Source organism: Cypionkella sp., from assembly GCF_034376685.1.
Taxonomy (GTDB): Bacteria; Pseudomonadota; Alphaproteobacteria; order Rhodobacterales; family Rhodobacteraceae; genus Cypionkella.
This window is the reverse complement of record NZ_JAXMJJ010000037.1, coordinates 32,924-44,674: the sequence shown is the minus strand read 5'-3', so window position 1 is coordinate 44,674 and position 11,751 is coordinate 32,924. Positions and strand designations below refer to the sequence as shown.

The following is an 11,751-nucleotide window of genomic DNA, read 5'->3' as shown; positions in this document are numbered from 1 at the left end:
TGCCGCAGGCGATAATGTGCCCGCATGACACAGATCGCTTTCGCCCCGCCTGCACATCCGTTCGGCCCGATCCGGGTGTTGGCATGAGTCTTGAGGATTTTCCGCGCCGCTTTGCGCAGGCGTTTACCGCACAAGATGCCGCTGGCCTGGCCGCACTGATCACCCCCGATGGCACGTTGCAAAGCCTGACCGGGCTGTGGGCGGAATCGCCAGAGGAAATCGAAAGCGCCTTTGCGGCAGAAGCGGCGGGGATCTTTGCCCGCGCGCGTCTGGTCACCGGCAAGGCGCAGATCCGGGTGTTGGGGCCACATCACGCCTTGTTGCGCCAGCGCTACACCGTTTCCGGGGCGCTGGATCAAAGCGGGGCCGATCTGCCGCGCTTTGGCGCAATGCTGGTGGCGGTGCTGGAGATCGGTGCCGAAGACTGGCTGGCGCTGAGCCTCAGCTTTACCGCCCTGCCCTGAGCCTGCCCAAACTTAGGCCAGCAACGCGCGTGCCGCCTCACGCGCGGCTTCGGTGACGCGGTCACCGGCCAGCATACGGGCGATTTCCTCGATCCGGGCCTCATCGCCCAGAGCCACCACAGTGGACAGGGTTTGCCCCTTGGTGACGCGCTTCTCCACCCGCCAATGCTGACCGCCAAACGCCGCGACCTGCGGGCTGTGGGTGACGACCAAGACCTGCGCCGTGCTGGCCAGCGCTTTCAGGCGGCGGCCTACGGCATCTGCCGTAGCACCGCCCACGCCGCGATCAATTTCGTCGAAGATCATCGTCAGGCCGGGGGTGTTGGCGGTGAGGCACACCTTCAGCGCCAAAAGGAAGCGCGACAGCTCGCCGCCCGAGGCGATCTTGTTCAACGCGCCCGCTGGCGCACCGGGGTTGGTGGCCACGGTGAATTGCACCGCGTCGACGCCGTCTGGCCCCGGATCGCCCGACGAAACCTCGGTGGTGAACACCGCGCGTTCCATCTTCAGGGGCGCCAGTTCGGCGGCCATCGCCTTATCCAGCCGGGTGGCGGCGGTTTTGCGGGCTTTGCTGAGAACCATCGCCTCGCGCTGATAGGCGAGTTCGGCCTCGGCCACGGCCTTTTCCAAACGGGCAAGACCTGCGGCCCCGCCGTCAATCGCTGAAAGCTTGGCGCGGGCGGTTTCGGCGAAATTGCCCAGATCATCGGCCAGCACACCATGTTTGCGCGCCAAAGCACGGATGGCGAACAGGCGTTCTTCCAGCATCTCCAGATCGCCGGGGCGGAAATCAAGGCCACGCAGACAGGCTTCGATACCGTCCTGCGCGTCGCCCAGCTCCACCAGCGCCCGGCCCAAAGCGGCAAGCGCGGTATCAAGCCGCACCTCGGCCTTGTCAGCAGCCGCTTCCAGCCAGCGCAGGGCGTCGCTGATGGCATTCTCTGCGCCCTCGCTCAGCGCCGAATGCGCGCGCTGCACGTCGGTGCGAATACGCTCGGCCCCCTGCATGGCGCGGCGGCGGATATCAAGACTGGCCTCTTCGCCGGGTTCGGGGTTCAGCTTGTCCAACTCGGCCACGGCATGACGCAGGAAGTCTTCTTCAACCTGCGCCCGCGCCAAAGCCGCTTGCGCGGTGGCCAGCGCCTCACGCGCCTGCGCCTGTGCGCGCCAAGTCCCCCGCACCACCGTCAGATCCAGCCCGGCGAAACTGTCGAGCAGATTGCGGTGGCCGCGTGGATTCAAGAGACCACGGTCGTCGTGCTGGCCGTGCAACTCGACCAGAGTGTCGGACAGATCGCGCAGCACCTCACCCGAGACGCGGCGATCATTCACGAAAGCGGTTTTGCGGCCATCGGCGGTATTGACGCGGCGCAGGATCAGCTCATCCGGGTCGTCAAAGCCTGCCTCAAGCAGCACCGCGCGGGCAGCGTGTCCAGGGGGAAGATCAAACTCGGCCACCACCTCGCCTTGGGCGGCACCTGCACGCACCAGTTCAGCCCTGCCCCGCCACCCCAGCACAAAGCCCAAAGCATCCAGCAAGATCGACTTGCCCGCCCCGGTTTCCCCGGTCAGCACGTTCAGACCCGGCGCAAATTCCAAGGTCAGCCGATCAATGATCAGCACATCGCGGATATCAAGGCTGCGCAGCATTGCCGCATCCTTTGCCGACGCAGTCTTTGCAGACCGATCGGGCTTTGCAGACCGATCGGACCCCTGCGCCACAGCGCAGAGTCTTCACAACCATTCGCCCTTGATCATCTGGCGATAGACTTGCGACAGCCAGCCGGTGCCCTTGGCCTCGGGGGCCAGACCCTGCTTTTTCAACAGATTGAAGCTGTCTTGATAGAACGGCGAGGATTGATAGTTGAAGCCCAGAATCGCGGCCGCGGTCTGTGCATCATCAGTCAGCCCCAGCGCAAGATAGGCCTCAACCAGCCGGTGCAGCGCTTCGGCGGTATGGGTGGTGGTCTGGAAATCCTGCACCACCGCGCGGAAGCGGTTGATCGCCGCCGCATAGTTGCCGCGCTTGAGGTAGTAGCGCCCGATTTCCATGTCTTTCGAGGCCAGATGGTCGAAGGCGAGGTCAAACTTCAACGTCGCGGACCGTGCATATTCGCTGTCGGGATATTGCTCGATCACCACACGCAGGGCTTGCAGCGCCTGATAGGTCAGGCCCTGATCGCGGCCAACCTCGTCGATCTGATCGTAATAGGACAAAGCCAACAGATACGAGGCATAGGCCGCGTCTTCATCGCCGGGGTAGAAATCGAGATAACGCTGCGCCGCGATGCGGGCTTCTTCGTATTTCTTGTTCTTGTGCAGAGTGAACGCTTGCATGATCAGCGCGCGCTTCGCCCATTCCGAATAGGGATAAAGCTGTTCGACCGCCTGGAAATCGGCCAAGGCATCTTCATTTTTGCCCCTGCGATTTTCCAGCGCAAGTTCACCGCGCTTGTATATCTGCTCGGCCGTCAGATTCTCTAACGTTTCGGTATCATTTTGCTTTTTCTGTGAACACGCAGCCAAACCGGCCACAAGCACCACCATACCCAGCATCCGCAGAGCTTTGCCTGACTGTCCGCCTGCCATCTTCCGCCTACCTCATTTGCCGCGCCGAAGGCCCCTAAAACGGGTCCGCGTTCACCGCGCTTTCGCCCCTCGTAGCACAGAAAAATCCAAGGCGCAAAACGGCTTTCGCGCTTTCGGGAATGGTTTTAGCTGCGCAGAGGCAGATCACCCCGATGAATACCCACGCCGGGCAGCTTTCCGCCCGCAAGGCCTTCACAATCTTGCTCTATCCAAGCGCCCGGAGTCGCAAAAAGTGCGCGCAGCAAACGGTTGGTCATCGCATGGCCCGCACGCTCGCCGGTGTAGCGGCCAAGGATCGGCGCGCCTGCCAAAGCCAGATCGCCCAGGGCGTCCAGCATCTTGTGACGCACCGGTTCATCCGAATGGCGCAAGCCACCCGGCGACAACACTTTCGCGCCGTCAAACACCACGGCATTCTCCAGCGTGCCACCCAAGGCCAGCCCACGTTCCTGCATGGCGATCACATCGGCGTTGCGGCAGAAGGTGCGGCTGTCGGACAACTCGCGCACGAACGCGCCGTTCGACATGTTCAACACTTTTGATTGTTGGCCAATCGCGGCATCCTCGAAATCAATCTTGAAATCGATTTCAAGCATATCCGAGGGTTCCAGCCGCGCGAAAGCTTCGCCGTCGCGCACTTCAACCCTGCGCAGAATACGGATCGCAACCACCGGAGCCGCCTGCCCGACGATGCCCGCGTTCAGGAAACCTTCAACGAAGGGCGCAGCCGAGCCGTCAAGGATCGGTACTTCCGGCCCATCAATCTCGATCAGCGCATTGCTGATCGCCGAGCCTGCAAGCGCTGCCATCACATGTTCGATGGTTGATACGCTTGCGCCTGCGGCATTGGCCACCAGCGTGCACAGTTTCGACGGCACAACCGCATCCCAACGCGCCGGGATCAGAGCATCCCCTGTGACATCCGAGCGCAGGAACCAGATGCCGTGATCCGCTGCCGCAGGATGCACCTTCATCGTAACGGCAGCACCCGAGTGCAAGCCGAAGCCGGTAAAGACAGCCGTGGTTTTCAGCGTATTTTGCAACGGAACTCTCCGAGACGTTCATCATCTGGCCAGACCTATGGCCGCATCAATGATCTAAGTGCGCGGGGCTGTTATCTCAACTCACAGTTTGTAACGGAGTGTAACAGGAATTTAATGGTATAAGGCATTGATATTAAATGGAAAAGGCCCGGATGTTTCCGGGCCTGTTACCTATGCGTCAATGGCAGTCGTTGATCGACTCAGTTCGCCTGGCGGCGCAGGAAGGCCGGAATCTCGATCCGCTCTTGATCTGCCGACAATTCCTGCTCGTCATCATAAGCGGTGACGGGGGGCTGTTGGCGGCTTGCTTGCGGACGTTCAGGCGCATGGTCTGCCGCCCCACCCGCCATGCGGTTGATCAGGCTGCCGATGCCAAAACGGGCACGCTCGGCAGGTTTCGGCGCGGGTGCCGGGGCCGCCATGCGCTGCTGCGGCTGTTGCGTGGGCTGACGCGCAGCACCGGCTTGCGACGGCGATTTCGACACGGCGGCTTGCAGACGGGCCAAAGCCTCGGGCGAGGGCGTGCCAGCGGCGCGCGGACGCGGGGCGACAAAGCTGCCCGCATCAGCGTCCAGCGACAAGGGTGCCGGAGCTTGCGCGCGCGGCTGTTGCACGGGGGCTGGCTGCGCCGGGCGGTAGGCCGGGGCGGGCATTTCGTCTTCCATCATGTCTTCGGCATGGTCGTGAAAGCTGGGCTGGGCCTGGAACAGATCCTGTGCCGGAGCCTGATACTGCTGCGCCGCAACCGGCTGCTGCACCGGAGCAGGTGCCGCCGCTTTCGGCTCGGGTGCCGGGGCGGCGGGCTTCAGCGGTTCCGCCATCGAGCGGCGGGTCGCCGGAATTTCGGCGCGGTTTTGGCCAACGTCGATGCCCGTGGCGACCACGGAAACCCGCAGCGTGCCTTCCATCGAGGTATCCAGAGTGGAGCCCACGATGATATTCGCGTCAGGATCGACCTTTTCGCGGATGATGTTGGCGGCTTCGTCGAGTTCAAACAGCGTCAGATCATAGCCGCCGGTGATGTTGATCAGGACACCTTTGGCACCGTGCAGGCTGATTTCATCCAGCAGCGGGTTGGCGATGGCTTTCTCGGCGGCTTCCACAGCGCGGTTGTCGCCGGTGGCTTCGCCGGTGCCCATCATTGCCTTGCCCATCTCATCCATCACCGCGCGGACGTCGGCGAAATCGAGGTTGATCAGGCCGGGGCGCACCATCAGATCGGTGACACCCTTGACGCCCTGATACAGCACATCATCTGCCATCGCGAAAGCGTCGGTGAAGGTGGTGCGCTCGTTGGCCAGACGGAACAGGTTCTGGTTCGGAATGATGATCAGCGTGTCGACAACTTTTTGCAGCGCGGTGATGCCGTCTTCGGCCTGCTTCATCCGCTTGTTGCCTTCAAACTGGAACGGCTTGGTGACAACGCCGACGGTCAGCACGCCCAATTCGCGCGCGGCTTGCGCGATGATCGGGGCCGCCCCGGTTCCGGTGCCGCCGCCCATGCCCGCGGTGATGAAGCACATATGTGCGCCCGCCAAATGATCGACGATTTCTTCGATGGTTTCTTCAGCCGCAGCAGCACCCACGGTCGGACGCGCACCCGCGCCCAGACCTTCGGTCACCTTCAGACCCATCTGGATCTTCGCGGTGGCGCGCGATTGCTGCAACGCCTGCGCGTCGGTGTTGGCAACAACGAACTCGACCCCTTCAAGGTTCTTGTCGATCATGTTGTTGACGGCGTTGCCGCCTGCCCCGCCCACGCCGAACACCGTGATACGCGGCTTCAACTCTTCGCGTGCCGAGGTCATGATCAGGTTCAATGCCATTTTTATCCGCCTGTTCTTATACGCGGGCTGCCGCCGCCGGTTTGCCGTTTCGGTCTGTTCCCTGCTTGTCCCGAAGCAGAGTTCGCCGAATTATCCTCGATTCTATCCACAGATAGCCCGAAGGTCACGCAAAAAACACACTGGCCCCACAAAATATGGGGCCAGTGATGCTGATATTAGCGGTATTTCGCCAATGTTACCCGATTTAGCGGATCACCAGTTGTCCTTGAACCACCGGAAGGCGCGTTTCAGCGAGCGTGCGGGGTAGCGCTCGGTCGGAATGTCGAAATCCCACCACTCGTCTTGCGGGTGCGCTGCGAACAAACACAGGCCCACAGCGCTGGAAAACGCCGCCCCGGTCGCCGCTTGCGGCAGGCCCTGAACCCGCAACGGGCGGCCCATGCGAACGCGCTGACCAAGAATGCGGCTGGCCAAACCATCGAGGCCCGGGATCTGGCTTGCGCCCCCCGTCAGCACGATCTGCTGGCTGGGCAGGCTGTCAAACCCTGCGGCATCCAGACGCGCGCGGACTTCCTCAAGGATCTCTTCCACACGCGGACGCATGATGCCGATCAACTCGGTGCGCGAGATCTGGCGACGGTCTTTCTCCCAATCGCCCGAATCGCCGCCCATCTCGATCATCTCGCGGTCATCCATGCCCGTCGCATGCACGCCGCCATGCTTGGTCTTGATGCGCTCGGCCACCACCAGCGGCACTTGCAGACCTTTGGAGATATCCGAGGTGACATGATCGCCGCCCATCCGCACGCTATCGGCGTAGATCATGTGCTTTTTCATGAAGATCGAGATACCGGTCGCACCGCCACCCATATCAACGCAGGCAGCGCCCAGTTCTTGCTCGTCTTCGACCAGCGAGGAAATCCCCGACACATAGGCCGATGAGGCAATCCCAGCCAATTCCAGATCGCAGCGCTTGATGCAATAGAGCAGGTTCTGCACCACGGATGCATCCACCGACAGCATGTGCAGATCACACGCCAGACGGTTGCCGATCTGGCCGCGCGGATCACCCAGACCCGAGCGATGATCCAGCGCAAAGTTCACCGGCTGGGCGTGCAACACTTCGCGGCCGTCGCCGAAATCCGGCACATCGCAAGAGGCCAGCACGCGGGCCACGTCTTGCTCGGTCACCACGGAATCCTGCAATTCCCATTCGCCCGCCAAGCCGTAGCTGCGCGGCTCTGCGCCCGAGAAGCAGGCGATCACGTGGTCAACCCGCACATTCGCCATCTTCTGCGCAGCCTGCACCGCGGTGCGGATCGCGCGCTCGGTTTCATTCATCACCGCGATTTCGCCAAACCGCACCCCGCGCGAACGTGTGGTGGCAGCGCCGATCACCCGGAACGACGATTGCCCAGCCATCGGGCCGACACCATCGGCGTCGCGATCCGGCTCGAACCCGTCAAACCGCAGCACCAGACAGGCGATTTTTGAGGTGCCGACATCCAGAATGGCCACCACACCGCGCTGCATTGCAGCCCGCCGCATGTTGCGCATTGCCCGTTGGGATTGGTAAAGGTCTGTCATAATCCGCTCTCCGTCGTCGGTGCCAGCCCTTGCGCGCGGCGGACTTCGTTCATTGCGAACGGAGCCAGCCGGATCGCCGGGCGGTCTTGATTTCTTAGGTCTATCGATAGAATGTCGCGTTCCAGCAGCTTTTCGGCTGAGTTGAGCGCCAACAGACGTTCAACCGCCGCGACCGCACCGGTCGAGGGCAGCATCACGCGCTGATTGCGGTCCAGCACCAGATCCCAGCGGCGTTCTCCCACCCGCACCAGCCCGCGCACGCGGTCGCTGATCGGGCGCGCGGTGTCGAAAATCGCCAAAGCTTCGGGCATCGCCTGATCCGCGCCCACCCCTGCCACCAGCGGCAAATCGGCCCGGTCGGCGCGGGCACTCAGGCCCGCAACACGGTGCCCGGTGGCGTCAAGCAGTTGCAAGCCCGCCGTGCCACGCCACACCACGACCGGCACACGCTCGGTCAAAATCACTTGCAGCACCCCGCCCGAGCGGACGCGCAGCTCTGCCGACGCAACCGCATCCAAAGCCTCGGCACGGGCGCGCAACGCATCCATGTCCAGATCAAACGAGGATTGCGGCAGCTTCAACGCCAGCTTGGCGCGCACCGCATCGGTCAGATCGCGCGACGCGCCCTCAACCGACAACAGGCCCACCCGAAACTCGGGCCGCTGTTCAAACTTGGTGCGCAGATCGACAAAGCTTTGCACAATCGCGGCCCGGCGGGCCTCGCTGTAAAGCACCCCGGTTGCAATCAGCGCCACCACCGTCAACGGCAGACCCAAACGGCAGACCACGCGAAACACCGGCGTCAGCCACAGCCGCTGCATCCGGTATTGCCAGCGCGTCGGTGCCGGATCGCGGCGCACCCCATTGGCGGGAAGCGGACGGGTTTGGGTGGCACGGGCGCGGCCTAGCGATTGCATGAGGCGTCCTCCACCATCCAGGCGCAGAACTCGGGGAAAGAGATGCCGAAGTGACCGGCCTGTTCAGGTGCCAAAGAGGTTGGCGTCATCCCCGGCTGGGTGTTGGTTTCCAGCAGGATCAAACCATCCAAGCCGCGCGTGTCGTCCCAGCGGAAATCAGTGCGGCTGACACCCCGACAGCCCAGGGCCTGATGCGCGCGCAGCGCGTAATCAAGGCAAGCGGCGGTGATTTCTGCGGGCAGATCGGCAGGCACGACATGGCGCGAGCCGCCGGTTTTGTATTTCGCATCGAAGTCATACCAGCCATCGGTGATGATATCGGTGACGCACAGCGCCCGATCCCCCATCACAGCACACGTCATCTCGCGCCCCGGCGCATAGGTTTCCACCATCACCCGCTCGGGCATGGTTTCGGCCAGACGCGGCGCATTGGAGCCCTCGCGGACGATGTAGACGCCCACCGACGAGCCTTCGTTGTTCGGCTTCACCACATAGGGCGGCGGCAGGATATGGCCCAGACTGACATCTTCCCGCTTGGCCAGAACCGATTGCACAATCGGCAGACCAGCCGCCGCAAAGACTTCTTTCGCGCGCGCCTTGTCCATCGCCAAAGCCGAGGCCAGCACCCCGGAATGCGTATACGGAATTTTCAGCCATTCGAGCAGGCCCTGAACACAGCCATCTTCGCCCCAACGGCCATGCAGCGCGTTGAAGCAGACATTAGGTTTGATTTCGGCCAACCGCGCAGGCAGATCGGGGCCGCAATCGACCTCAACCACCTGATATCCCGCTTCCCGAAGTGCCGCCGCGCATTCACGCCCAGAGACCAGTGAGACTTCCCGCTCTGCGGAAGGCCCACCCATCAACACCGCCACTTTGGAAGCCGCTTTTGATAAGCCGCCCGCCATGTACTGCCTCATCCAGACCTTTTTCGGTCCATGATATTGTTATTTATGCGGTGCGTTCGCCGACCCGCATAATTTCCCACTCTAGCGTGATACCGCTCTGTTGGAAAACCCTTTTTCGCACTTCCTCGCCTAAATCTTCGAGGTCGGCGGATGTCGCCCCTCCGGTATTGATCAGGAAGTTGGAGTGCATCGGCGACATTTGGGCGCCGCCCAGCGTAAAGCCGCGCATGCCCGCATCGTCGATGACTTTCCACGCTTTCAATTCATGGCTGTCGTCGGCGCGTCCAGTGCTGGAATGGCCGACCGGATTGCGGAAGGTAGACCCCGCCGAGCGGTCTTTCGTCGGCTGGCTGGCGTCGCGTTTGGCGATCTGATCCGCCATCCGCGCCTCCAGCGCCGCCGGATCACCCGGCGCGGCGCGAAAGCTGGCAGAGACGATCACCCAACCCTCGGGCAGCTGGCTTTGACGGTAGGCCAGCTTCAGATCGGCGGCGGGCAATTCGACGATTTCGCCCGCGCGTGTCACACAGCGCACCGAGATCAGATGATCAGCAACATAGGATCCATAGCAGCCCGCATTCATCTTGACCGCGCCACCAATGCTGCCCGGAATGGTGCGCAGGAAGGTCAGATCCAGCCCCGCCTCAGCCGCCTTGCGCGCGACATGGGCATCCAAGGCCGCAGCGCCAGCCGTCACCGTGCCGTCGCAAGCAATCCCGTTAAACCCCCGCCCCAACCGGATCACCACCGCGCGCAAACCGCCATCGCGCACGATCAGATTGCTGCCCACCCCCATCGGGAACACCGGAATGGCTGGATCAAGGGCGGCAAGAAATTCACACAAATCCGCCTCATCCGCAGGCTGAAACAACCAATCCGCAGGCCCGCCGACGCGCAGCCAAGTCAGATCCGCCAAAAGGCGATGCGGGGTCAGGGTGCCACGAACGGTAGGGAGGGTATATGTCATGGCGGTTTGATAGGGGGTTGTAAGGAAGCGTTCAAGATAGAGAAGTGGGGGGATATTTAGTGGTCCCAACTCGGGACCTTATTTATGTGTTTTAGATCAATATGTTGAGGTGGCGGAATTAAGGATTTGTTAGGAAATCAAGGTGTTGAAGAACATGCCCAGCCGCTTGCCAGCCGGGCAAAATATCAAGCATTCGTTACGTCTTTTGCAACCTTTATTGCATCAGCGATCTTCTTCCCGCCGAACAAAGCGACGCCCACACCCGCAGCAACCGAGGCTGACACCCCCAGCATCGGACCCAACGCAGCACAGCCCCCGACCAAGGCCAAACGCCAAGCACTGTCCGTCATATCCGCGATGTTATTACGCGGCCATTCAGTGAAACCTTTGACTAACAAACGCGTCAACTTCTCGCCCTTGACGATACTGGCTTCGCTCAGGGCTCCGGTTTCAGGGATTTCTATTTGTAATCGCTCCAATGCTGCTAAAATGCTTGTCAAAACTCGGATTTGCCGCTGCGCTTCGGCTTCGGCCTCTGGACTGACGTAGGCTTCGTTTCGACCCTGCAAACGATTGATCTCTAGGCGACAAAAGTCGACGACCTGCGCAAGTGTTTGGGGCAACACCTCTTGATAGGCCGTCACGGCTTGATGGAAAGTTTGGTGTTGCACAGGACTCGCCGAAGGCAATCGCGCAAGGGCATCTTCAATATCTTCAGGCTTTGACGAATCCGCATAGCGGGCCTCAATCTTTCGGATCGCTTCGCCTAAAGCTGCGGTGCCCCGGTTCCAGACCTCATCCGGGATCAATGCCACCTCGCGCTGCAGATCCCAGTCCAGCCAATGACCGGACTTTGCACCTTGCCACCAACGCAGCCAGAACGAGTCTTGGTCGCCGGTCTGCCGCGTGATCTTCGAAGCCAATGCCGCATCGGCCTCCGAAAAATTGGTCTGAGAATGGTCTTGCCAAAGCGCCGCTTGCATTGTCGTCCCAGACACAGGCCACGTGGCTATGTCATTCTCTACCTCATTCCAAATTGCAGATTCCGATCCGAACACTTTGTCGTATCCACGGAAAACCAGTGCAGAATGAGTTGCAGCGCTGGCGGCCCCAACTGTGAGACCAGTGGGTTGAGGTTTGGCGGCGACAAGGGAGGATGCGACAATGGCGGCCGAGCGCGCGGCGATACAAATGCACGCACCACAGTCCTCCGCTTGATCACCATAATACTGTGTAGCCCTTCGCGCTCCGTTTGCGGAAAGCCCCGTCGCGGCAATCGCAGCCTCATCGCCGAACCTCATCACCACTACGGCGGAAAGCACGGCGCGAAAGGCGGGGAGAAACGAAAACGGGAGCGTTGGCTTCTCTTTCAGCAGCGCGAGGAAAGGCAGGACCCTTGCCGCGCTTCTAATTGCAATTTCGGCGGCCTCATTTGGCGGCCTACCGCGCAGCCATTCTTCAAGTTCTTTCTCGTCCATGCTGCCCTCTT

The 11,751-nt window shown here is 61.7% G+C and carries 10 protein-coding genes; 1 reads left to right on the top strand and 9 read right to left on the bottom strand.

Translation table 11 applies throughout. The features are described 5' to 3' along the window. The first annotated feature begins 83 nt into the window (after nt 1-83). Nucleotides 84-464 carry an SgcJ/EcaC family oxidoreductase gene (locus tag U1A24_RS08830; RefSeq protein WP_322321614.1) on the top strand — a complete coding sequence of 127 codons (381 nt, stop codon included), beginning with the start codon at nt 84-86 and terminating at the stop codon, nt 462-464. Nucleotides 465-476: 12 nt separating this feature from the next. Here U1A24_RS08830 and recN read toward each other — a convergent pair whose 3' ends face one another. The 9 genes from recN to U1A24_RS08785 form a co-directional block, all read right to left on the bottom strand. Then, on the bottom strand, nt 477-2,114 hold the full coding sequence (recN, locus tag U1A24_RS08825; protein ID WP_322321613.1) for a DNA repair protein RecN: 1,638 nt from the start codon (nt 2,112-2,114) through the stop codon (nt 477-479). Between the two features lie 84 nt (nt 2,115-2,198). Beyond that, nucleotides 2,199-3,053 (bottom strand): outer membrane protein assembly factor BamD, encoded by an 855-nt coding sequence (locus tag U1A24_RS08820; RefSeq protein WP_322321612.1) that lies wholly within the window; start codon nt 3,051-3,053, stop codon nt 2,199-2,201. 125 nt (nt 3,054-3,178) lie between these two features. Next, nucleotides 3,179-4,096: a UDP-3-O-acyl-N-acetylglucosamine deacetylase gene (lpxC, locus tag U1A24_RS08815; protein ID WP_322321611.1), complete on the bottom strand. Its 918-nt coding sequence runs from the start codon at nt 4,094-4,096 to the stop codon at nt 3,179-3,181. A gap of 200 nt (nt 4,097-4,296) precedes the next feature. Beyond that, entirely contained in the window at nt 4,297-5,922 is a 1,626-nt protein-coding gene (gene ftsZ, locus U1A24_RS08810; protein ID WP_322321610.1) for a cell division protein FtsZ, read from the bottom strand. A gap of 213 nt (nt 5,923-6,135) precedes the next feature. Next, nucleotides 6,136-7,470 (bottom strand): cell division protein FtsA, encoded by a 1,335-nt coding sequence (gene ftsA / locus U1A24_RS08805; RefSeq protein WP_322321609.1) that lies wholly within the window; start codon nt 7,468-7,470, stop codon nt 6,136-6,138. Continuing rightward, complete coding sequence (locus U1A24_RS08800; protein ID WP_322321608.1) at nt 7,467-8,387, bottom strand: cell division protein FtsQ/DivIB; 921 nt, start codon at nt 8,385-8,387, stop codon at nt 7,467-7,469. The genes ftsA and U1A24_RS08800 overlap by 4 nt, the downstream gene beginning before the upstream one ends. Then, nucleotides 8,375-9,295, bottom strand: coding sequence for a D-alanine--D-alanine ligase (locus tag U1A24_RS08795; protein ID WP_322321632.1), 921 nt, complete (start codon nt 9,293-9,295; stop codon nt 8,375-8,377). The genes U1A24_RS08800 and U1A24_RS08795 overlap by 13 nt, the downstream gene beginning before the upstream one ends. Nucleotides 9,296-9,338: 43 nt before the next feature. Continuing rightward, the gene (murB, locus tag U1A24_RS08790; protein WP_322321607.1) at nt 9,339-10,262 is read right to left on the bottom strand and encodes a UDP-N-acetylmuramate dehydrogenase; all 924 of its coding nucleotides are present in this window, start codon (nt 10,260-10,262) and stop codon (nt 9,339-9,341) included. 185 nt (nt 10,263-10,447) lie between these two features. Continuing rightward, nucleotides 10,448-11,740 (bottom strand): hypothetical protein, encoded by a 1,293-nt coding sequence (locus tag U1A24_RS08785; RefSeq protein WP_322321606.1) that lies wholly within the window; start codon nt 11,738-11,740, stop codon nt 10,448-10,450. Nucleotides 11,741-11,751 lie beyond the last annotated feature (11 nt).

Excerpts from the sequence above, each read along its gene's own strand:
- ftsZ (WP_322321610.1), bottom strand. The coding sequence starts at position 5,922 with ATGGCATTGAACCTGATCATGACCTCGGCACGCGAAGAGTTGAAGCCG.
- recN (WP_322321613.1), bottom strand. The coding sequence starts at position 2,114 with ATGCTGCGCAGCCTTGATATCCGCGATGTGCTGATCATTGATCGGCTG.
- U1A24_RS08785 (WP_322321606.1), bottom strand. The coding sequence starts at position 11,740 with ATGGACGAGAAAGAACTTGAAGAATGGCTGCGCGGTAGGCCGCCAAAT.
- U1A24_RS08830 (WP_322321614.1), top strand. The coding sequence starts at position 84 with ATGAGTCTTGAGGATTTTCCGCGCCGCTTTGCGCAGGCGTTTACCGCA.
- U1A24_RS08800 (WP_322321608.1), bottom strand. The coding sequence starts at position 8,387 with ATGCAATCGCTAGGCCGCGCCCGTGCCACCCAAACCCGTCCGCTTCCC.
- U1A24_RS08820 (WP_322321612.1), bottom strand. The coding sequence starts at position 3,053 with ATGGCAGGCGGACAGTCAGGCAAAGCTCTGCGGATGCTGGGTATGGTG.
- murB (WP_322321607.1), bottom strand. The coding sequence starts at position 10,262 with ATGACATATACCCTCCCTACCGTTCGTGGCACCCTGACCCCGCATCGC.
- U1A24_RS08795 (WP_322321632.1), bottom strand. The coding sequence starts at position 9,295 with ATGGCGGGCGGCTTATCAAAAGCGGCTTCCAAAGTGGCGGTGTTGATG.
- ftsA (WP_322321609.1), bottom strand. The coding sequence starts at position 7,470 with ATGACAGACCTTTACCAATCCCAACGGGCAATGCGCAACATGCGGCGG.